Annotated in this window: 17 protein-coding genes and 1 pseudogene; 6 read left to right on the top strand and 12 right to left on the bottom strand. The window is 43.6% G+C overall.

Annotated elements, in window-relative coordinates:
* Positions 1–78 precede the first annotated feature (78 nt).
* A complete protein-coding gene (locus tag AC4II3_RS15860; RefSeq protein ID WP_488008215.1) occupies positions 79–465 on the bottom strand; it encodes a DUF1830 domain-containing protein in 387 nt (128 codons plus the stop codon).
* 576 nt (positions 466–1,041) lie between these two features.
* Between AC4II3_RS15860 and AC4II3_RS15865 the strand changes: the two genes are divergently transcribed.
* From AC4II3_RS15865 to AC4II3_RS15875, 3 genes are all read left to right on the top strand, one after another.
* Entirely contained in the window at positions 1,042–2,625 is a 1,584-nt protein-coding gene (locus AC4II3_RS15865) for a photosystem II high light acclimation radical SAM protein (RefSeq protein WP_488008217.1), read from the top strand.
* Positions 2,626–2,695: 70 nt separating this feature from the next.
* Positions 2,696–4,051, top strand: coding sequence for a DICT sensory domain-containing protein (locus AC4II3_RS15870; protein WP_488008219.1), 1,356 nt, complete (start codon positions 2,696–2,698; stop codon positions 4,049–4,051).
* Positions 4,052–4,350: 299 nt separating this feature from the next.
* Entirely contained in the window at positions 4,351–4,986 is a 636-nt protein-coding gene (locus tag AC4II3_RS15875; RefSeq protein ID WP_488008221.1) for a pentapeptide repeat-containing protein, read from the top strand.
* Positions 4,987–5,062: 76 nt separating this feature from the next.
* Here the strand turns inward: AC4II3_RS15875 and AC4II3_RS15880 are convergent, their stop codons facing one another.
* Together AC4II3_RS15880 and glmS are read right to left on the bottom strand one after the other, a co-directional pair.
* Complete coding sequence (locus tag AC4II3_RS15880; protein WP_488008223.1) at positions 5,063–5,704, bottom strand: Uma2 family endonuclease; 642 nt, start codon at positions 5,702–5,704, stop codon at positions 5,063–5,065.
* Between the two features lie 160 nt (positions 5,705–5,864).
* Entirely contained in the window at positions 5,865–7,781 is a 1,917-nt protein-coding gene (gene glmS / locus AC4II3_RS15885; RefSeq protein ID WP_488008225.1) for a glutamine--fructose-6-phosphate transaminase (isomerizing), read from the bottom strand.
* Between the two features lie 4 nt (positions 7,782–7,785).
* Here glmS and AC4II3_RS15890 point away from each other — a divergent pair, with 4 nt between their 5' ends.
* Positions 7,786–7,917, top strand: coding sequence for a hypothetical protein (locus AC4II3_RS15890; protein ID WP_490722840.1), 132 nt, complete (start codon positions 7,786–7,788; stop codon positions 7,915–7,917).
* Between the two features lie 3 nt (positions 7,918–7,920).
* On the opposite strand, the gene psaC is transcribed toward AC4II3_RS15890, so the two are convergent.
* The 8 genes and pseudogenes from psaC to AC4II3_RS15930 form a co-directional block, all read right to left on the bottom strand.
* The gene (gene psaC, locus AC4II3_RS15895) at positions 7,921–8,166 is read right to left on the bottom strand and encodes a photosystem I iron-sulfur center protein PsaC (RefSeq protein ID WP_015145320.1); all 246 of its coding nucleotides are present in this window, start codon (positions 8,164–8,166) and stop codon (positions 7,921–7,923) included.
* A 281-nt stretch (positions 8,167–8,447) separates the two neighbouring features.
* The gene (locus tag AC4II3_RS15900) at positions 8,448–9,965 is read right to left on the bottom strand and encodes a hypothetical protein (protein WP_488008228.1); all 1,518 of its coding nucleotides are present in this window, start codon (positions 9,963–9,965) and stop codon (positions 8,448–8,450) included.
* Between the two features lie 693 nt (positions 9,966–10,658).
* Positions 10,659–10,994, bottom strand: coding sequence for an element excision factor XisI family protein (locus tag AC4II3_RS15905; protein WP_488008230.1), 336 nt, complete (start codon positions 10,992–10,994; stop codon positions 10,659–10,661).
* 8 nt (positions 10,995–11,002) lie between these two features.
* Positions 11,003–11,122, bottom strand: a pseudogene (locus AC4II3_RS15910) (element excision factor XisH family protein); the annotation flags it as partial.
* 294 nt (positions 11,123–11,416) lie between these two features.
* The gene (locus tag AC4II3_RS15915) at positions 11,417–12,913 is read right to left on the bottom strand and encodes a DUF1802 family protein (protein WP_488008232.1); all 1,497 of its coding nucleotides are present in this window, start codon (positions 12,911–12,913) and stop codon (positions 11,417–11,419) included.
* Between the two features lie 223 nt (positions 12,914–13,136).
* Positions 13,137–14,936 (bottom strand): hypothetical protein, encoded by a 1,800-nt coding sequence (locus tag AC4II3_RS15920; protein ID WP_488008234.1) that lies wholly within the window; start codon positions 14,934–14,936, stop codon positions 13,137–13,139.
* 115 nt (positions 14,937–15,051) lie between these two features.
* Positions 15,052–15,840 carry a hypothetical protein gene (locus AC4II3_RS15925; protein ID WP_490722841.1) on the bottom strand — a complete coding sequence of 263 codons (789 nt, stop codon included), beginning with the start codon at positions 15,838–15,840 and terminating at the stop codon, positions 15,052–15,054.
* Between the two features lie 535 nt (positions 15,841–16,375).
* Entirely contained in the window at positions 16,376–16,897 is a 522-nt protein-coding gene (locus AC4II3_RS15930) for a phosphoribosyltransferase (RefSeq protein ID WP_488008250.1), read from the bottom strand.
* A 211-nt stretch (positions 16,898–17,108) separates the two neighbouring features.
* On the opposite strand from AC4II3_RS15930, the gene AC4II3_RS15935 reads away from it, so the two are divergent.
* Positions 17,109–18,809, top strand: a complete 1,701-nt coding sequence (locus tag AC4II3_RS15935; protein ID WP_488008238.1) for an MFS transporter — start codon at positions 17,109–17,111, stop codon at positions 18,807–18,809.
* 241 nt (positions 18,810–19,050) lie between these two features.
* On the opposite strand, the gene AC4II3_RS15940 is transcribed toward AC4II3_RS15935, so the two are convergent.
* Positions 19,051–19,305, bottom strand: coding sequence for a hypothetical protein (locus tag AC4II3_RS15940; protein ID WP_293018179.1), 255 nt, complete (start codon positions 19,303–19,305; stop codon positions 19,051–19,053).
* Between the two features lie 159 nt (positions 19,306–19,464).
* Here AC4II3_RS15940 and AC4II3_RS15945 point away from each other — a divergent pair, with 159 nt between their 5' ends.
* Complete coding sequence (locus AC4II3_RS15945; protein ID WP_488008241.1) at positions 19,465–21,552, top strand: NAD(P)/FAD-dependent oxidoreductase; 2,088 nt, start codon at positions 19,465–19,467, stop codon at positions 21,550–21,552.
* The last annotated feature ends 18 nt before the right edge of the window (positions 21,553–21,570 follow it).

Here is a 21,570-nt window from a genome sequence, read left to right on the forward strand (position 1 = left end):
ATTCCATGCATACCCTGTGCAAAATTCATCCCACACCTAATGCGCAGCATTAGGTGTGGGATGAATTTTGCCGGACAGCTAAACCGCGCTAACCAGCCTAGGCAATTTTTCAGGTAACACTCTTGGAGTATCAACTGTTTCTGGATGTGGTTTGATATCAGCAGGTTCGGCTGATTGGGCGGAAACAGCATAGCCATAAGCATTACCACTTTGGCTAACCAATAAGCGGTGACAAGGGATGGTATCTGAGAGAATAGAACTTGCCATCATCCCTGTATGTATTTCTAGAAGAGCCTGTGGCGGTGCTTCAAAAACTAAGCGCTGCCCTGGGAAAACAACTCTTTCAAAGTACCAGTTAGGTATATTAGTTATTCTAGCAATCTGGATCTGGCTAGTGGCATTCACATAGCAGCACAGAAGTGAATCCTGGCTATCTGAAGGAACAGGATCAAAAATTTGTGTCATAACGGCTGTATTTATTCTCTAAAGATTAATTTATTACAAACACCAAGGTAGCATTTATGATCCCGGCGAGTTGTAAACACGGCTACTAATCATTGAAGTTCAACTCAGCCGCTCACCGACCAAACAGCGTCGCTCTGCTAATTATTGGTATTATTTAGGATTATTCGCTTTTTTTTGCGATATTCAGCATAACTCAGGTCTAATGCTCACTGTATAAAGCCTATTATAGTACTTTACGCTATTAGATGACTTGATGCTTATTTTTGATCCCTATACACAAAAATACCATAAGGTTGAGGTAAATCCCTAATTTTGCTAAAGTAAAGATATGTAAACACCAATTTCATAATTCTTGCCCACCCTTGGTAGGTTCTGCCCGCCGTAGTCTCAAAGTAGAGAAAACGGCGGTACATGAATCTGTGTATAACTCTAGGTATGGATCTGCCTTGAAATCTTGAGCTTCATTGGCCTTTTGGCCACGCTACGGTAACGGAATTGGTCAAGAATAACCCAAACTAAGCTTCCTGATAAAAAAAACTTATAATAACCAAAAATCATTACTATAAACAGTTACCAATGGAACAGAAAATACTATATGTTCGCCTTCCGTGTAATCCAATCTTTCCGATCGGGGTGGTTTATTTAGCTGACCATGTTCATAAACAGTTCCCAGGTGTAGAACAGCGCATTTTTGACTTGGGAACTGTACCTCCCCTAGACTTTGCCAGGGCCTTGGATACTGAAATAGACCAGTTTAAACCAACCCTGTTGGTATTTTCCTGGCGCGACATTCAAATCTATGCTCCAGTGGGTGGTAGGGGTGGTAACCCGCTCCAAAATGCCTTTGAGTTTTACTATGCTGGCAATCCCTTCGTGAAATTACGGGGAGCGCTGGGGGGTCTGCGTTTAGCGGCGTCTTACTATGGGGAACTGTGGGGGAACTTGGGGTTAATCAAACAAGGACTCAAACGAGCTAAACGATATAACCCAGACGCTCGCCTGATTGTGGGGGGTGGAGCAGTTAGTGTATTCTATGAGCAGTTGGAAAATAAACTGCCAACTGGAAGCATCGTTTCCGTTGGAGAAGGGGAAACCTTACTCACGAAAATTCTCCAGGGTCAGGAGTTCGATGATCAACGGTGTTATGTGGTAGGGCAAGCTAAGCCACGCGATCGCATGATCCATGAGTCTCCCACTCCCATTGAAAAAATTGCTTGCAACTACGACTATATTCAAACCATCTGGCCCAGGTTTGATTATTACTTCCAACAGAACGACTTTTACATTGGAGTTCAAACCAAGCGTGGGTGTCCCCATAACTGCTGCTACTGTATCTATACCGTTGTAGAAGGCAAACAGGTACGGATTAACCCGGCAGATGAAGTGGTCGCAGAAATGCGCCAACTCTATGACCGAGGCATCCGCAAATTCTGGTTCACTGATGCTCAGTTCATTCCTGCCAAAAAATTCATTGGTGATGCCGTTGAACTGTTGCAGAAAATCCTTGATGCTGGCATGAGCGACATTAACTGGGCAGCATACATTCGGGCAGACAATCTTACCCCAGAATTATGCGACCTGATGGTAAAAACCGGGATGAATTACTTTGAAATCGGAATTACCAGTGGTTCTCAGGAACTGGTGCGGAAAATGCGCATGGGCTATAACCTACGCACCGTACTGCAAAACTGTCGTGATTTAAAAGCAGCTGGCTTCAATGACCTAGTTTCCGTCAACTATTCTTTCAATGTGATCGATGAAACCTTTGATACCATTCGTCAGACTATTGCCTATCACCGGGAACTAGAGCAAATATTTGGTAGGGATAAAGTTGAACCAGCCATTTTCTTCATTGGTCTACAACCCCATACCCATTTAGAACAGTACGCCTTTGACAAAACTATCCTCAACCGGGACTATGATCCCATGAGTTTGATGCCCTGGACAGCCAAGAAACTCCTATGGAATCCCGAACCCCTAGGGTCTTTCTTTGGTAAAGTTTGTCTAGAAGCTTGGCGGCAAAATTCTAATGATTTTGGGCGTGAAGTGATGAAAATCCTTGAAGAAAGACTAGGAGTTGCTCCATTAGAAGCAGCCCTAACTGCCCCAATAGTACAAAATAAATACCAAGAAAAAAAACTAGTAAGTTTAAGTAACTAGAACGGGATAATGGCCAAATTAAATTAACAAGTTTAAATAACAAAATTTAATTAACAATTTTTTAGTAACCATGCGCTCAGGTTCGATATTACAAAAACTAGAACAAGCCCATCGCGGCACCAAAAAACCTTTAAGCTTTGGAGTTTATTACAAAAATACCTTAGTATCGCTGTGCCATGCCCTAGAAGACTTTATCCTAGAGTCTGAAAGTGCTCCACTAATGATTACGGCCTTCCAGCGGGGCCAATGGTATCTTGAGGAAGCTGAACGCTATGGTGATATAGCGGTAAAATCATCTCAGGTGGTAATCCTAGCCGCACCGGATGCTGGCTTTGCTGAACATCCCACCAGTCAGCGATCGAATGTTGCCCTAGTTAGTTTAGAGTCCTCCGATCCTGTCGCTCAAGAGTGGCACTTGATTATTATTTCCGAGACATACACAGCAATGGTGTTATGTCAAGAATTATCTGAGTCGGATTATGGCACTCAAGGCTTGCCAGAGCAGGATCGAGAGCGCAAATTCTACGGATTCTGGACATTTGAGCCAGACTTGGTCAAGGAGACCGTGGAGTTTGCGATCGCTCACATTGGTAACTATAACCCAGACTTGCAAGCCAGCTTAACTGCACAACTTCAACAGATTATCCACAGCACTAAGCCACGGGTCGCACCTCTTGGGGCAGTGGTGAATCGGGTAGTGAACTATCTTCAGAAGGGTCAACAAGAGTTACCGCCCCATACCTCACCTAGCCAAGCTCAGGTGTTAGACGATAACCTCGTTTCTAATGAAATGCAGGCTTTCTTGCGTATGGCTCAGCTAATTGACCAAGCGGATGCTATCAATCCTAACGCTGGCGCTGAGGTAAAAACCTTGTCTGAAACTATCGGGCAGTTGCTGGATTTACCAGCATGGCAACTCAAACGTTTAAGTCTGGCAGCACTCTTGCACCGTCTATCTCCCTTGCAGGGGGTCAAGATAGAACTACCCCCTAAGTCAGCTGCTCAGAAAGAGGTGATCGAGAAGCAGGAATCTCTTCCGAGGGGATCGGTGTTACGGATTATGCCTCGATTGCAGGCTGTCGCTAACATTATTACCCACCAAACCGAATCCTGGGATGGTTCAGGACAACCGGATGGCTTAGCTTACGATAACATTCCCTTAGAATCGAGGATTTTGAGGCTGATCGCTTATTTTCAGCAGCAACTCAATACCTATAAATCTCAGGACGATGCTCTGTCTGTTGCCCTAAGAAGCTGTCAGGAATTGTCAGGGAAAGCCTTTGACCCTAAACTAGTGGAAACCCTGGGACTGATAGTGATGGGAATGCAGCAGGGTATGAGTTTGCAGGCTAATCAGCCTAAAATTGCTTCAGGGATGTGGTTGCTTGATTCCTTATCTGAGGAAAGAGTAACGGTTGAAGGATGAAGGTTATTGGGTTAAAGGTTATTGGGTTAAAGGTTGTTCGCGTAGCGTGGCCAAAGGCCAAGGTTAGAGGGTTGAAGGATGTTCGCGTAGCGTGGCCAAAGGCCAAGGTTAGAGGGTTGAAGGTTAGAGGGTTGAACGCGATTGCGTGGCCTTTTGGCCAAGGTTGAACAGTTCAAGCTTAGAGGGTTGAACGCGATTGCGTAGCCTTTTGGCCAAGGTTGAACAGTTCAAGGTTGTTCTTGCCCAGGGGTCTGGTGTAGGGTAGGGTGAAGGATGAACAGTTCAAGGTTAGCTAGTTGATGGAGATTGAAGCAATTCGGGCGGGGAAAGTAAAGCAACTGCCAGGAGCCGATTTGGAAGATGAGGATCTTTCCGGTAGCCAATTGGAAAAAATTAATCTTGCTGGTGCAACACTTGTGGGGGTGAATTTTTCTGGCTCTAATTTGAATGGTGCTCGTCTCGATGGTGCTAACTTAATCGGTGCCAAACTGGAATCTGCTGACTTGCGGGCGAATTTGCTTGGTGCTAACTTAATGCAGGCGGATTTGAGTGGTGCGGACTTACGGGGTGGTAATCTCCGAGGCGCTAATTTGATGGGGGCTAAGTTGAGTCAGACTTGCTTTACCGGTGCTTTTTTAAGTGGTGCCAATTTGATGGGGGTGAATTTGCAAGGGGTAGATTTGCGAGGGGCAGATTTGCGAGGAGCTAATCTTAATAGTGCCAATTTGAAGGGAGCGGATTTGTCTCAGGCAGATTTACAAGGGGCAACCTTAAGTCAAGCAAATCTGGAAGAAGCTGATCTGCGTGGAGCTAATTTATCTGGTAGTAATCTCAGTGGTGCGAATTTGCTTTGTGCTGAGATGGATGGAGCTTCTTTGAGTGGTGTTAATTTGGATCGAGCTTGTTTAGTTGGGACTTGTGTGCCTGAGGAATAATTGGCAATAGTGGGTAACGGATATAAAGGATGGCAGGTGGGGGGGGGTGATGGAATTGCTTAGCAATAAGTAAGACCTATTTGGAATTAAAAAATTGACTTTTTAATTCCCGTAACATTCTGCTTGTTCCTTGATTAATTGCCTGTTCTACGAGTTTAGGAATCTGTGTAGTTAAGGATAAATTAGGAAAGGTTGGACTGAGCGACGTTTCTTGATAATTTCCATCTTTGATGATGTAAAGTTTAAGTTGTTGTTTACTATAAATCCATACTTCAGGAACACCAATAGCTGCATAAACCTCAAGAGTTGTTTTTGAAGTAACATCAGATTCTATAGCTAAGTCTGGCGGTGGATAAATGTCTAAGTCAATGTGAGTACAGCCTCGCATTTGAGGAGCATTCTGAATATACAGACAGGTATCCGGTTCAACACCAGCAATTTCAGGACGTTTAAAGGTAGTTGAACCAAAATCTTCCCAGTCACGCTCCTGTAGGTCTAATATGGCTTTAATAATATCGGCAATAATCCGGTGGGGTCTTTCGTGAATGGCAAGGGGAGACATGATTTCTAAATTTCCTTGATAGTAGGTCAGCCGAACTCGTCGCTTTTCCCCAAGTTCGTCAAGAATTGTTTCAAAGTCTTGCCATTTAAGGTTATCTATAGTGATAGCACTACCGGGTGTGAGTTGGATCGCTTTGATGGGTATCGTAACGGTCATAGTTTTTCCTCAACTGTACCGACGTGATGGGCAAGTCCTAATTTGGTTAATTTGAGGGAGGGAGTGCGATCGCAAAATGCCTACACAAAATGCGATCGCATTGACAAATGCTAACTAGTCGATGGGTTTAAGCAACACCGTTGAGCAGTCAACAAAAAATCTATTCCACAGTCACCGACTTAGCCAAATTCCTAGGCTGATCCACATCCAAGCCTCGCCTTGCCGCAATGTGATACGCTAACAACTGCAACGGAATCACTGCCAGAATGGGTGAAAGCAACTCCTCCACTTCTGGTACAGGCAACAAATCATCAAAGATATCCATCGCCTCTTTGCCATTGCTCGGTGTCACCCCAATCAACCGAGCATCCCGAGCCTTAGCTTCCTGAGCATTAGAAATTACCTTCTCATAGACAGTACCAGGCATTGCGATCGCAACCACAGGCACCTTAGCATCCAGCAGAGCAATCGGACCATGCTTCATTTCCCCAGCTGGGTAGCCTTCAGCGTGAATATAACTAATTTCCTTAAGTTTCAGCGCCCCTTCTAAAGCAATCGGAAAATTAATCCCCCGTCCTACAAAGATAAAGTCTTGGGTTTCCGCAAAGTCATGGGCTAATTCTTCAATATACTTTTCTTGACTTTCCAGCACCTGCTCAATCTGAGTAGGCAATTGCCGCAAGTCTGCCATAATTGCTTGGATTTTTTCAGGGGCGAGAGTATTACGTCGATAGGCTAACTCTAGGGCTAGACAATAAAATGCCACTAACTGGGTCACAAAGGTTTTAGTAGCCGCCACCCCAATTTCAATCCCTGCCTGGGTATCAATCACATCAGGCACCAACTGAGCCAAAGAACTTTCTGGTCGATTCGTAATTCCCAGCAGTCGGGGCTTATACAGAGGGTCTAATCCACTGCGACGGTGTTTTTCCATCTCCAGTGCTGCTAGGGTATCAGCAGTTTCCCCAGACTGAGTTACCCCAATGGTTAGGGTATTCTTAGTTAACGGACCTGGTGCATAACGAAACTCAGATGCATACTGCACCATGGTGGGAATTCCTGCCAACTGCTCCAACAAATATTTACCCACCAAACTAGCGTGCCAACTAGTCCCACACGCCAGAATCTGAATCTGTTCTACATCCTCATACAGTGACTCCGGTATGCCTAACTGAACTGGGGAATTAGCCAGGTCTGCCTCTGTCTGTGTAGGATTAGCATGCCAATTACTATTGAGATACCGCTCGAAACAGTTGCGCACTACCCCTGGTTGCTCATAAATTTCCTTAAGCATAAAGTGTCGGAATCCTTGCTTTTCCACTTGAAAGGGATTCCAACTGAGGGTACGGGGGAACTTATTCAACCGACGACCCTCAAAGTCATAAACTTCTGCGCCTAGGGGAGTTAACCGTGCGATTTCCCCATTGTCTAAGTTCAATACTGCCCTGGTATGGGGTAACAATGCTGGGGTATCTGAGCCAAAGAAAAATTCCCCTTGACCAAACCCAATAATCAGAGGAGCCTGTTGCCGCACTCCAATCAATTCATCAGGATAGTCAGCACAAAGGATAGCTAGGGCAAAAGCTCCCTCTAATCGATTCACCGTTTGCCGCACTGCTTCTAAGAAAGGAGAGAAGAAGGAAGAGGAAGAATCAGAATTTTGCTGTAAACACTCAGCAATTAGATGGGGAATAACTTCCGTATCGGTATCGGAGCGGAATTCATGTCCGCGCTGGATTAATTCTTCCCGCAATTCCCGGTAGTTTTCAACAATGCCATTTTGTACCACTGCCACCCGCATTGCCATATCCATGTGGGGGTGAGCATTATACTCTTCCGGTTTACCATGGGTTGCCCAGCGGGTGTGTCCAATGCCAATACGTGCCTGGTTTTCGATTTGTACCAGTTTTTCGCGCAAATTGTGCAATTTTCCCTTAGCACGTACACAATGAACCTCACCTTCCGAAACTGTAGCAATTCCAGCAGAATCATAGCCTCGATATTCGAGTTTCTCTAATCCTGCCATTAAAATTTCTGTAGCGATTTGCGGACCGATATAGCCGACAATTCCACACATAGTGTTGAGTTTAGTAAGTAAGCATAATACTCAAACTATAGCCATGGTAAGAGTGGAGTGTCCTGTGTTGACGGTTGACCGTCAACGGTTGACCATCAACGGTCAACCGTCAACATTGGATAGATTGCTAGGTTAATGCTTAGTAAGCCAAGCCCATGCTGCGAGTTGTTTCAGCTCCCAGGTAAACCCGGATGCTCAAGAAGTCAGTAGGACAAGCAGTTTCGCATCGTTTGCAACCAATACAGTCTTCTGTACGAGGAGAAGAGGCAATCTGACCAGCTTTACAGCCATCCCAGGGAACCATCTCCAATACATCTAGAGGGCAAGCCCGAACACATTGGGTGCAACCAATACAGGTATCGTAAATTTTAACGCTATGAGACATTGATTTAAGAACTCCTACATTTTTTTATCGGACATTGCGGAAAAACCGCTTACCTGTCTCCTTGGGAAAATTGGGGATATTCCCGATGATTCCACCAGGATTATCTTTGCCTAGGTTCGATCTTTGGGCGTTTCAGGCAAACGACAGGGAATTTTAAGGATCAAGGGCTAGTTTACCGCAGGGTTTTGATAGTCTTGCGCCAGAGGTTACAGAACTTTAAATTCTTTAATATATCAGTATGTGAAACTCTTGTGTCATCGAACCTAATCTATGGGTCAGTCTCAGGAAGAGCGATAACGGGGAAACCTTGGTAATTCAATAGACGCTAAGGATTTGCGACCTTTGGAGGGACGTAGGGGATAGAGTACTGGTGATGGCGACTGACCCTGAGACGGAAATAGGTCATTGGTTTGATTTGACTGTGACTGATCCTCTATGATATCTTCTGGCAATTCCTGACTCGATGGATGTGCTTCAGGCTCCAAAGTCTGAGTATGCTCTGACCTAATGGTTTCCTCAGGCTCACTAACCAATACAACGGTTTGGTCAGATTCATCTAAGTTAGTGGTTAAGAGTGTGGTTTCTAGTTCTGATGTGCCATCGACTTTGGTATCAGCCCACTCTGATGGCAACTCGGACAACCCAAATTCCTCTGCCAGCGCAGACATTTGCTCAATTAACTGTTGTGCTATTTCTAATTCTTTGGCTGTGACATTTTCAGGGGATATTCCCTGAGTTTCACCTAATGCCGAAGCATCTGCTGGGGATATCGGATCAGTTTGGTTAGGTTGGCTGCTGTCAACCGATAACGCTTCTGTGGTAGATTCAGACTGGGAAGGAGAATTACCAGTACTGTTGAAAATAAATTCTTCTGCAAATAACTCTGGGTCAGCAGACCAGGGTCTAATTGGCTGGGCTTTTTGTAGCAGAGATTGCTGAGCAATGATGCTCCGACTCTCTTGCTGTTGTACTACAGAACTCTCAGAGGCAGGCATTTCCAGACACTTTTCTAAGGCTACCTTAAATTGCAAGGTTTGCTGTTGTTGTCGGTATAGACGGGTTCTAAGTTCTCGACAGGTATCTTTCAATTGCACCAGCTGATGAGATTGTTCGTTGTAGCGCTGCTGGGTTTGGGAATAGTCCTGTTCGAGTCTGGCAACTTGATCCTGAGAGCTTTGTAACTGTTCTGATAAGGTTTCGACCAAAATTTGCTGGCGTTGACCGGATTGATGGGATGATTCTAGAGTGTGGAACAAACGGGTTAATTGCTCTTGAACTGTATTGAGTTCCAGATCTTTTGTGGACAGGAGTTTGTCGTACTCTCGCAATTGCTTAGCTTGTCCGTTTAACTCCTGCTGTTTTTCCTGGAGTGCTTGCTGCAGCTGAGTCACTTGCTGCTGTAAGCGATGATTGTCCAAGCGCAGTTTTTGAGATAAGGCAAACCATTCACCATCCTTGGCTAACTGTTCTTCAGAAACATCAGCTATCTCAGTGTCAATATCAGTGTTATCAGTATCATCAGTGTTATCAGTATCATCTGTGCCATCAGTATGGGCTTCTGTAACTGATGATGCCATGGTGGTAAGCAGTGATTCTATAGTCTGTTCTAGTATTGACTGTTCAATAAGATTATCTATATCATCAGATACGATTGCGAAATCATCAGCTACTGGTGCGAAGCTGAGCATTTTTGGGTTATGGTCGGTCTGCTGCTGATCTTGCTTCTTAGTATCCTGGTTATCCATTTCGGTAGTATACTCAGGCAGGGGAAGGTTATTGGGGTTTTCAGATTCACTCATTGCTCTTCATCAAGGGGTTCACAATTTCACCATTGGGGCAAGGAGCCAAAAAGTCAATTCCTCAAGATGATTTTAGTCTTGAGAGGGAACTTTGGGTCAAGATGCAGACTCTTGAAAGTGCCGATGGCTTGGCATTGACTTAAGTTTGGGCGCAGATGGTTGACATTACTTTACTACTTGCTAACCCAAGAATAATGCATAAAAATTGACTGGCTAAAAATTTTGAGACCAAAAATGGATGCTGATTAGAAAACAGGAGCTAGGAAGCAACACTTTAATACAAATGTACTATTATTGAGCAATGAGCTAAGCCTTCCCGTAGCCTAGCCACAGACCAATCGCCATTTAAGTTTTTGATAAATCTGATTACTATATAGCGTTGGGCTATTGCAAATTAGCAGTATTTTCAATTAGCTAATTTGCAATAGTTTAGATATTCAATTAAGTCATTTATCGTTGATAATAGCATTTTCTTTATTCAATTGTCAACTAGTAAAATCTCAATACCTTCATCTGTTTTAAGGACAGAGCAAGGGATTACAGAGAGTGCAAAGTTTGGCTTGAAATCAGACGAAGGGGGATTGATATGAGAGTTGGAAATAACCCCTGGCTGATAACCAGTGAAAAAAGCGATAGCCTTGGGTTGCAAAGCAATCTCCCTGTTGCGAGTTAAGGGATTAACCAAAGGTGACGTTACGCCAACGCATAACCAGTATGGGGACGAACTTCTGGTGGGTGAAACCCTAGCACAATATCTGATTTGGGAATCCCTGCAGCGACCAGTTCTTCTGTGATGCCATCTTCGATACCATCCCGTTGAATCCAGATTTTTCCATCAATAATCTGAACATGCGTAATGCAGCCGTGGACTCGACGTTTGCCATCCCAGCCAACAACCATCAGCATAAAATGATTGTTCAGACAATCGGCAATGGCATAACTTTGAATATCGCCGTGACTGTAACTAATCCGAGCGTAACGCTCTAGAATTTCTCGAATTAATCTGGAATACTCATCTAATCTATCCATTGGACTATTTATTCTCCTTCTGAATCAAAAATTAGCAAATTTAACTGATTGTTATCAATAGCAATTCGAGCAATTTTCTCTTGAAAAAAATCTAAGTAAACTGCATTGCGAATCGCTAGATATAATGTTCGATATCGATGGTAACTTGATCACGCTTTAGGTATTGCTCACAAGCATAAATTGTGAATCTTGAAAGAAAACGTTACACAAACCGGCAGATTTTTACTATAGTTATTTATATGCTAATGATGTACAAATTATTTTTTACCTATTGCCTATTGCCTTCCCCTCCTGGGAGGGGTTAGGGGTGGGTTGCCTATTGCCTATTGCCTATTGCCTATTCCCTGCTCCCTGCTCCCTGCTCCCTGCTCCCTAAAAATGTACCTCACCACATAAAAAAAACTATCCTGATCAAGCACTAGTTAATCCATGGGCAAGTCCCGCAGGAAGTAAAAGCAATCACTTTTACTATCCGTTTCCTTGATTCGCCCCAAGTAGCCAGTTAAGGGAGAAGAAAGCTCAATCAATATTTCGTGTAGTTCTGGCTGAGTCAAGGACTGCGGTGGATTGGAAAAGTTATAGGCTCCATAGATCATCTCTACTCCCACCGTGTGATTATCTCTATCGTCAATTAGCTTTTTCACCAGCTGGACAATATGCGATCGCAATTTCAGTTTTTCAGAAATATGATTAATATATTTCTCAACTTCCTGATCAGCTTGACCAGGTATCAAGTAATTCTTTAGTATAATTAAATCAACGGAATTGGGATACTGGCTTTGGAGTTTCACCAGCTTCTCAAGAGTTTCAGGATTAATAATTGCCATACCATGTACCATAGCCGCATCCATAAGTTGTTTAGTCGGCTCACCAGGGCCAATGATTAACTTAGCAGTTTCTTTAAGTAGTTCTTCATTCTTTAAACGTAACCTTCCTAAATGAAAGAGTTGTACTGCCGTACCGTTAGGAATTTTTTTCCCAGCCTTGCACTCAACCATCAAGGGATAAGGTTTTGAGCAGTATAAATCTAAACCACCAGCACCACCTTGGTGAGCAGGGTCGATGGTAAATCCGAGAAAATTAAGGCTATCACGAACAATAATTTCAAAATCTGTGCCAGCTTGATAATTAGTTTTACCTTGATCTAACTCTTTGCTGCGATTACCCAATGCTGCTATGGTATTTATCCAAGCTAAATCTGGATTAGATGAGGTTAATTGCTTGTTGCTACTCCAGCCTATAAATTTTTTGATATCTTCGTCAAGGGCTTCAGCCGCTGGGTTAGTAATGGCCAGCTTAGCGATTTGACTCTGTAATTCTTCCAATTCCGGATACAGTGGCGGGAGTCGATTTTCTAGCTGGTGTCGGCGTTGGCTGAAAATGCGATCGCTTAATACTGGCCAATCCTCAGTAACCCTAATATTATCACCTAAACTAACAAACTTCCCAAGGGGCTGACTAGTATTATTTCTAGCTACTTCAAGCACTTTAGGAAACTGATAAACCCGCAAGTAAGCCAGGAAAATACGCTGCTGTTTCTCAAGTCTTGCTTGTAATCCTTCTGCTGTCCATACCGTTAACGGTGGTAAGCTATCCAAGGATTCAGTTTTAGTCAAGTGTTGGCAAAGTTCACACCTAGCCCAAGCTTTAATCAAAACTGTCTCAGAATTCAGTGCCGCTAGGCTTTTTTTTGCTATTTCTCTAAAACTAGAGCGATAATACTGCTCAAGAGACAGGGGATTACTGGATATATTCTTATTAGATATATTATTAGATATATTAGACGGATATAGGACAAATTTTCGCCCTGGATTGATAAATAAGTGAGGTATAGCAGCAATTATTCGCCCTTCGAGTAAGGCTTCGATATCTGGTGCCGGTAAAAGTAGGGCTATTGAAATTATATCTTGCTGACTCATTATCTTGCTAACTCATTAGTAAATATCTAGCTCACTTACTATCAATCAATTTTATCCCTTGCGTCAACTATGTAACTCCTGTTAACTCTAACATTTACAAATAAAAATTCTATAGCAATCCCAACTTAATTAATTGTGATAATTTTGTTACCTGTTACCTGTTCCCTGTTCCCTGTTCCCTGTTCCCTGTTATATATAGCTCTATTTAGTTAATCATCCAACTTTACGCCTCTTCATCCACTGCCTCTTCAGGAATTTCTCCCGATGGATCACTCAAAATTTCTCGCAGTAATCGGTTCTCTATAGCTAGCTTTGTGTTAGAGATAAAATCCTTAATCTGCTCTTCACTCAACTCATAGTCTTCACGACGGTCATAAACAGCGCGAATCGCAATCAAGGGCTTAACATCCCCTGTTTTAAACTCTACGGATTTTCCTCCTTTAGCCTTCAAGTTATTGAAACACTCTTGAGCCTTCTTTGCTTTTCGACTTATCGGTTTAGAGCGGACTAAACAACCACGGGTCAGATCATATTTTTTATAATCCCCAAGATGAGATAACCCAGCCGTTACACTATTTCCACGAGAGGTTTGGATGATCCCTAGTCCGATTTTGACCGTATTCCCCTCTTCTTTACCAACTATCTTTACCCCTAGGTATTTATTTTTGGGTTTAACCGGAGCTTCAATTTTTTCGATTGTGACTCCTGCCACTATCTGTCCTATAAGTTGCTTGAGACCAAACTTGATAGCGTTAGTCAGTTGAGGCTCATCCTCCATATACTCTTCATTGTCAATATTTTTGATCTCGTTATTATAAGCAGAGCTAACGGGATTTATCGGAGGTCTATGGGAGGAAACTTGCTGACCATTAGGTAATCCCCAGTTAGTTTGACACCATTTTAAAACCCTTCTTGCTGTTGGTCGTTGTTTCCCCAATTCTTTTAGTGTTTCTTCGGTAAAGGGATAAACCCGATGAGGAGGAGTTAGTTTATTCTGATCATAAAATGCTTTTAACCATAGGGAAACTAGATAAATTATCTGATCATAATTGAGATACTTTAATTCAACTAATCGCTCGCCTATTCTGTCAACAACTGCCTCATTTAAATCTAATGTTCTGATTTTATTTGTCCAAGTGTCAGGATACATAGCGGTCAGCAACACACCCCGTTTAATCCTACTGTATAAATCTTTTCCTAAGTTGGCAATAACTTGTGCTCTGTTAAACCCTGCATCATCACATTCTGTACTATCCAATTCATCAAAACATACCACCAAGGGATTGTAATCACTAATTAGATCTAAAATCTGACAAGTTATATCGAAATGGTCTTTGTCATCTTCCGAATCGTTGGGTAACTCCATTTCGTCAGCTTTTTTCTGGGCTAAACTTTTCCCAGACAGCCAGTTAATAGCATAAGGGGCATGCTGCTTTGATAATGTCCATAAAATTCCTCTGATCAGATCCGGATTATCGATATCGGTCTTTATTTCAAGAACTTTATCAGTCAGTTCATCAATTAGCTTGGGATTTTTAGCCAAGAGATCGGGAAATACATTGACTAACTGATCAGATGTGTCATTTGTTGGCATCGCCTCATTGGCTAAAGCAGTCGCTAACTCTTGCCACTGACTCACCCCCTGGCTACCAACCTCCTTGAGACTTAATGCCAGGGTCTTCAAAAATTCCGGCTTGATCCGATTAAGATCATTATAATCAGTCATGTATACAAACCAAGCACCTCCCTGATCTTGAAGTTGATGGCGAACCCTACTGAGCAAATGAGTTTTTCCTAACCCTTTTTCCGCCTTGATGGTAATGCCAATAACGTTACGCTGTCGGCTACGAACTTGCTTGACTGCCTCAATAATCGCCTCGGAGGCATGATTATTGATAGAAGTAACGTCAGGAAATGCTTGTTGCCATACATTTTTCTTCCTGACAACCAGCTCTTTGTCAAAAGGGTTGTCTTTTTTGATGGCATTATGGAGTTCTTCAAGGGGAGAGGAACTATTAGTCATGGTTGTTCAAGGGGAGAGGAACTATTAGTCATGATAAACTGTTAGTCATTTTGGTGTGAGGAAACGCTACAAACAGTCAACAGAGATTTATGGCAATAACCAGGCCAGCCTAGGATTATAGCCGCTTAGCATAGCAGCGTAATCCACTCAGTTCTGTTGTGATGGAATCTTCGATTTGGGATGGATCGCTATCGGGTAAGCTACCGCCTTGGAGTTGCAAAATATCCTTAGCCTGCATCTCCAACAACCACTCATTGAACTGGGAACGACTGACACTATCCCCAATTTCCCGTCTAATCCGATAAATCGGTACGAGATCATCAAGGTTATAGTCCTGATTCAGCTTGTCGTAAACCTCCAAGACCACTGACTCAAAGGTTTCATAAGAAGCGATCGCATTTTCCCCAGTTTTCGCCCCATCAGCCCCTGGCTCAACGACCTTAGCCACTGAGCTTCTCTCTCGAATCCAATTTAGAACAGCCTTGACATCCTTGGCTCTGACCAGACTACCATCAAACTCAAAATCAGCGCTTTTGATGCCAGCATCTAGCACTTGCAAGCCTTGCTCTGTCAAAAACACATACTCGATTCGGGCTTTTTTTGTTTTCTTGATCGTCCCATCTGTTTCCAATGTTTTAAAGATGTCAGTATAATCACCAGACCTCTCATTATTCAGTTTCACTGTGTCACTTAAGTCTTTTCTTTTTACTTCCTGCTTTGATCCCCCTAGATCCCACAAGTGTAGCAGCAGACGAGTTGTAGCTTGGGCTGGGGTACCTCGTAACCCTTTCTTATTTTCTTTCTTATTTTCTGCTTCAGGGTTTGTTGACATTTCCGTTTGTTCTGTTTGTTCTACTGTTGACATTTCCGTTTGTTCTGTTTGTTCTACTGTTGACATTTCCATTTTTTCTAGGTATTTAGTTCTAGGTATTGAGTAGATCAGATTATGGCTTGTCACCTCTCTATCCAGTGATAGCCTAACCAATAGTATGATGCCAATTCGGCACGATTTAGTGAGAAGCTGTAAATTTTTATGGCTACCCTAGCCTAAGGCCAGCCAAATTAAGCGTCTACCTTTGTATAGCCCTAAAATGAATGACATTTTCAGGACATTTTGAGGGCTAAAAGTAATAGCTAAGTTAATCACAGGTCCGCAATCACAATTCCCCATGGTATTGCCCCTTGGGGTGCATCGGAATTGCGAAATACCACTCACTTGCCTCTAGGATCAGAATTTCCAAACTATCCAGTCTTTCCCCCCAGAAAGCGATCGCATTTACTGGGACAATCTCAAATTCTGCCAGCTTGAGTAGAGCAAGGTAGTCGAGTCTCGATATTATATCACTTCTGTTCAGTCTAGGTTGCTTTCAACTATTATTTCTGTTCTGTGCTATTTCTGTTCCCCCTCTGTTGGCTCTGCTCACTCTCTCCTGATACAATCACACTTCTCTAACTAAATAGCTTTGAGCCAAATCAGCTGGACTCATAGACTCATAAGGTTCAAAAGGCTGATGAATCCAAGGATTATCTGGCAAATAATCCACATAGTAATCAGGAGCAATCACAGAACAGCCTTTATACCAGATCACAGCAGTACGAATCTCCTCAATTTCTGTACCATAATGACTATAAAGCCATTTAATCCCCTCTCGTAGACTAATACCAGAATCCACTAAATCATCCACCAACAGGATCCGAGTACCTAATTTTGCCGTCGTCATTGCCAGGTGGCTCGAAAATGTAATCGGTCCTCGGATCCGATTGTCTGCTCCAGTATACGAAGCAGCAGACAGAATCCCTAAGGGCTGATTGTAAATGCGGCAGAGGATATCACCAACCCGTAATCCGCCCTTAGCAATACAGACAATCTGGTTGAAATCCCAATCGGCTTGATAGACTTTGACAGCTAGCCGTTCAATTTTTTCATAGTACTCTGACCAGGAGACGTAAAGTTCTGACATAGTTCGCGCCATTTATATTGGTTAGGTATTGCTCAGGGAATAGACCATTAGCAAAAGTCGAAAACTATTCCACCATTACCAGTCGTTGTTCCCAATTTCCCAAGTTCCCTACTTCTAAAAGAATTCTAATGTTAGAAATGGCTTGTGAGTGATTCGTTTTGCTAAAAAAATTCTGATCACCACATTGACGAGCTTTATTATCTTATCGGTTATGAGTGATATTTCTAGTTCTGATGCCAGTAATCGTCCCCAAGTCTCCGGTGGACTCGAAAAGCTTAACTTTACCACCAAACTAGCTTATGGTGCTGGAGATATGGGTCCAGCCATGACCGCCAATCTCTTAGTCTTTTACCTCCTGCCATTTTTAACCAATGTGGCTGGTTTACCAGCGGGTTTGGCAGGGAGCATTCTGATGATTGGCAAAATTTCCGATGCCATCAATGATCCCATGGTTGGGATTATGAGCGATCGCACTCGTTCTAGTTGGGGGCGTCGCATTCCCTGGATGCTGTTTGGGGCAATTCCGTTTGGTGTTCTGTTTTTCTTACAGTGGATTGTCCCGCACTTCAGCAATAACAATACCATTAATAACTGGTTACTGTTTAGCTACTATCTTCTGATTGCTATTCTCTTCAACATTGCCTACACTGCAGTTAACCTACCCTACACCGCCCTCACCCCAGAACTCACCCAAGACTACAACGAACGCACTAGCCTCAACAGCTTTCGGTTTACCTTTTCCATCGGTGGCAGCATCCTAACCTTAATTCTAGGGGGATTAATTTTTAGTGCCTATGCCGGTGATAGTGGTAAGCAATATCTAGTGCTAGGGTTAGTCACCACCTTGCTGGCGGTGCTGCCGATATTTTGGTGTGTGCTGCGCATCCAAGAACGAGGTGCACAGCCTATATTGGGAACTCAGCAGAAAAAGACTGTAGGAACTCTGCTCACCCTAATTGGACCTCTATCATTTTTATATGGCATTGCCCGGATGATCCCAGTTACTGCCAAATTATTGGGTGCCACTAGCAACCCTGATATTACTGGTATCTTTCTGAGTCTTCTTGGTTTACTAATTACCGTCTTTGGTATAACTCTGATATTTTCTACCCCAGAACCCCACCTGAAACATAGCTCTGCTTTCACAGAGCGCTCTGAAGCTGACACTTCAGCCTCCTTATCCTATTTTGAGCAACTGCGGATTGTATTCAGTAACCAGCCTTTTCTATATGTGATTGGTATTTACCTGTGTTCCTGGTTAGGTGTCCAGTTAATCGGTTCTATCCTGCTTTACTTCGTAGTCAATTGGATGGGATTGCCCGAGTCTACCTTTCCCTTAGTCGCCCTTGCGGTTCAAGGTACTGCCTTATTAATGCTGTTTTTCTGGAAGATGGTCAGTGAGCGATTGGGCAAAAAAACCGCTTACTTTATGGGAACTAGTCTCTCGGTTATCGCTCAAGTTGGTATATTTTTGCTACAACCTGGTCAAGTTGCCTTAATGTACTGTTTAGCTGTTATGGCTGGTTTTGGGGTTTCTGTAGCTTATCTGATCCCCTGGTCCATGGTGCCGGATGTGATTGAACTCGATGAATTGACCACAGGTCAGCGTCGGGAAGGGGTATTTTACGGCTTCATGGTTTTGCTGCAAAAACTTGGTTTAGCCCTAGGGCTGTTTTTAGTCGGTATTGCCCTAGAGTGGTCAGGATTTATCTCATCTACTGCTGGGCAACCAGTCCCCACCCAACCCGATTCCGCACTGCTAGCCATCCGTATCGCTATTGGACCATTGCCAACCCTATTCTTGATTGGTGGTATAGCACTCGCTTACTTCTATCCCATCACCAAGGAATTTCATGCCCAAATTCTCTTGCAGCTAAGAGAGCGTGATCAAGCTACTAGGCAAGGGGAATAGGAATTGATCAGTTCTGTTGAAGATCTAGTTTGACTCAGGAGTAGTTTTCTAACTGGGGGAAATTTGCCAATCAATAGACTTCGCCGCAGTTGTCAGGCAAAAAGCTTGCATAAACAACAATTGACGCAAACAAGATCACAAAACTACTAATTCTGGCAGGTCTAATGCCAATCAATGATGAAAAAGGTAGATGCGTTATGGCTTGAGTCGTAGCAATTACCCTAAGCAGCTTGGGCGTCGCTTAAGACGCCTGCCATTCTAATTCAGGCAAACTCTCCCAGGCTTGGACAACCAGGTCATTGAGTAATACTCTTTGTGAGTGATCAAGCCAATCGTCTTCTGCTAAGACTTCGGCAGTTAAATCGTCAAGAGACTGTCCTTCTTGACGGGCAATGTGAATGACACCAGCAATCGCCATTACCACCAGTTCTTCATCAACTGGTTGTTGACGTAGGGCGACTATTTCTTGTGGACTAGCTGGAATGGGATAATTCATACCTAACAAACAAGGGCACCCTTGACTATAACTAAACTGAAATCAATGTAAAGTATTTTTACGAATATTAAACAAGTCGATACTTGGAAGCTTAGCGTATTTTCATCACTGATTACCTCCGTCTCTCCTCTTAATGAAATTTGTGATCACATAACCCCTATGAAAGAGATTCTGTACGTAGAAATCCCTACACCAGACACCAAGACTGTGTGCCAATGGTTGCAACAGGAATGGCAGCCTAAGCTCGGGGATAAGATAATCACGCCAGATGGTATCCGTCTGCAATGGGAGACTACTCCTGATGAGAATTCTAATCACAAGACTACAGTTGCCCTATCTTTGATTCCAGAAATCTCGATTTTTGTGTGGTCTGTGCAGCGAACCACCTACCTCAAAGCTTTTCGTTGGTCCGAAAAGCCCCTGAGCGGCGAAACGCTAATTCTAAGACAGCTGACCCAGAGTCTTCGGGATCAATTCCCCTACCACTATCCAGAACCACCGGATGTAGAGTTATCGGAGCAATCGATCTTTGAAGCATTAGCACCCTATTATCCTCAGACTGTGCACTTTTTCCGGAAAATGCCTAGAGGAGAATATGACCTTAATCGAGTTTATTGGTGGGAAAAGCGCTGGCGTGAGGGGGTTCGTAACCCCCAGCAGCCTAAGCAGGTAGTGTTTAAGGAGTTGAACGGTGTTCGTGAACAACCATCTAACCTTGAACCTTCAACCTCTAAGTACGACGTAATCTACATCGGTGGTGCCTTGGGAGTGATCCATGCTGCAACAATGGCGCAGCGGGGTTATCGGGTATTGCTGATTGAGCGGTTAACCTTTGGGCGGATGAACCGGGAATGGAATATTTCACGGGATGAGTTTCAAAGCCTGATTGATTTGGATTTATTTACCCCAACTGAGTTTGAAGGGATTATTGGTAGGGAATACGTTGATGGATTCAATAAGTTCTTTGATAGCAACAACCCTCCCCACTTGAAAGCAGCGATATTGCACACGCCAAGGGTGCTCAATATCGCCATTGATTCTGCCAAGTTTTTGCAACTGTGTGGAAAAAAGCTCACCAGTGCTGGGGGAGAAATCTGGGATGAGACAGAGTTTATCCAAGCAACTATCACCCCAGAGGAAGTTGTGGTGGAGTTGCAACACTTACCGACTAAATCTCACCGACAAGCGAGTGGTCGTCTGTTAGTAGATGCCATGGGAACGGCTTCACCAATTGCTTGGCAACTCAATGGGGGTAGGGCATTTAATAGTGTCTGTCCTACGGTAGGGGCTGTGATTGAGGGCTTTGAGCCTCAGGTGTGGGATTCCGATTATGGTGATGTTCTCAATAGTCATGGGGATATTTCCCGGGGACGTCAGCTGATTTGGGAGTTGTTTCCTGGTGCAGGTCAGGAATTGACAATTTATTTGTTCCATTACCATCAGATACATCCTGAGAATCCCGGCTCTTTATTAGAAATGTATGAAGATTTCTTTACTATCTTACCGGAATACCGCAGATGTGATATTGAAAAGTTGGTGTGGAAGAAGCCAACCTTTGGGTATATTCCCGGACATTTTACGGTGGGAAGTCGCGATCGCATTGTGGCCTTTGACCGACTGGTTGCCATTGGTGATGCTGCTTCCCTTCAGTCCCCCTTGGTCTTCACTGGCTTCGGTTCCTTAGTGCGTAACCTCTATCGCTTAACCGATCTGTTGGACACTGCCTTGCGGCACAATCTTTTGAGTGTTAAGGATTTAAATCAAATTCGCGCCTATCAAAGTAATATTGCTGTGACCTGGCTCTTTTCCCAAGGGATGATGGTACCAACAGGTCGTCATCTACCACCCCAGCGGATTAACTCCATGCTCAATACCTTCTTTGGTTTGTTGGCAGATGAACCACCGGAGGTACCAGATACGTTTATTAAAGACCGTTTCAGTTGGTTAACCTTTAATCGACTGGCACTCAAAGCAGCTCGGCGAAACCCTGCCCTCATCCCCTGGATTTTGGAAATGGCTGGTGCTAAGGATTTCTTGCTTTGGATAGGCAGTTACTTAAGTTTTACTAGCAATGCCTTGGTCAGCGGGTTGCTCAAAGGTTGGTTTCCCAGTCTAGTTCGACGGTTACAGCCCTGGCTTGAAAAGCGTTATCCACGGCTTTGGTTACAGTTGTTGGCTCAAAGTTATGCCATCACAGCTGGGATGGGGCGTCCTGAAAAAGTAAACCGTGAGCTCAAGTTCGATTGAATACTTATCATTGAAGGT

The organism is Moorena sp. (genome assembly GCF_982860115.1).

What these genes read in the sequence shown, in the direction of transcription:
- AC4II3_RS15860 (WP_488008215.1), bottom strand. Translation starts at nt 465, where the DNA reads ATGACACAAATTTTTGATCCTGTTCCTTCAGATAGCCAGGATTCACTT.
- AC4II3_RS15865 (WP_488008217.1), top strand. Translation starts at nt 1,042, where the DNA reads ATGGAACAGAAAATACTATATGTTCGCCTTCCGTGTAATCCAATCTTT.
- AC4II3_RS15870 (WP_488008219.1), top strand. Translation starts at nt 2,696, where the DNA reads ATGCGCTCAGGTTCGATATTACAAAAACTAGAACAAGCCCATCGCGGC.
- AC4II3_RS15875 (WP_488008221.1), top strand. Translation starts at nt 4,351, where the DNA reads ATGGAGATTGAAGCAATTCGGGCGGGGAAAGTAAAGCAACTGCCAGGA.
- AC4II3_RS15880 (WP_488008223.1), bottom strand. Translation starts at nt 5,704, where the DNA reads ATGACCGTTACGATACCCATCAAAGCGATCCAACTCACACCCGGTAGT.
- glmS (WP_488008225.1), bottom strand. Translation starts at nt 7,781, where the DNA reads ATGTGTGGAATTGTCGGCTATATCGGTCCGCAAATCGCTACAGAAATT.
- psaC (WP_015145320.1), bottom strand. Translation starts at nt 8,166, where the DNA reads ATGTCTCATAGCGTTAAAATTTACGATACCTGTATTGGTTGCACCCAA.
- AC4II3_RS15900 (WP_488008228.1), bottom strand. Translation starts at nt 9,965, where the DNA reads ATGAGTGAATCTGAAAACCCCAATAACCTTCCCCTGCCTGAGTATACT.
- AC4II3_RS15905 (WP_488008230.1), bottom strand. Translation starts at nt 10,994, where the DNA reads ATGGATAGATTAGATGAGTATTCCAGATTAATTCGAGAAATTCTAGAG.
- AC4II3_RS15915 (WP_488008232.1), bottom strand. Translation starts at nt 12,913, where the DNA reads ATGAGTCAGCAAGATATAATTTCAATAGCCCTACTTTTACCGGCACCA.
- AC4II3_RS15920 (WP_488008234.1), bottom strand. Translation starts at nt 14,936, where the DNA reads ATGACTAATAGTTCCTCTCCCCTTGAAGAACTCCATAATGCCATCAAA.
- AC4II3_RS15925 (WP_490722841.1), bottom strand. Translation starts at nt 15,840, where the DNA reads ATGGAAATGTCAACAGTAGAACAAACAGAACAAACGGAAATGTCAACA.
- AC4II3_RS15930 (WP_488008250.1), bottom strand. Translation starts at nt 16,897, where the DNA reads ATGTCAGAACTTTACGTCTCCTGGTCAGAGTACTATGAAAAAATTGAA.
- AC4II3_RS15935 (WP_488008238.1), top strand. Translation starts at nt 17,109, where the DNA reads ATGAGTGATATTTCTAGTTCTGATGCCAGTAATCGTCCCCAAGTCTCC.
- AC4II3_RS15940 (WP_293018179.1), bottom strand. Translation starts at nt 19,305, where the DNA reads ATGAATTATCCCATTCCAGCTAGTCCACAAGAAATAGTCGCCCTACGT.
- AC4II3_RS15945 (WP_488008241.1), top strand. Translation starts at nt 19,465, where the DNA reads ATGAAAGAGATTCTGTACGTAGAAATCCCTACACCAGACACCAAGACT.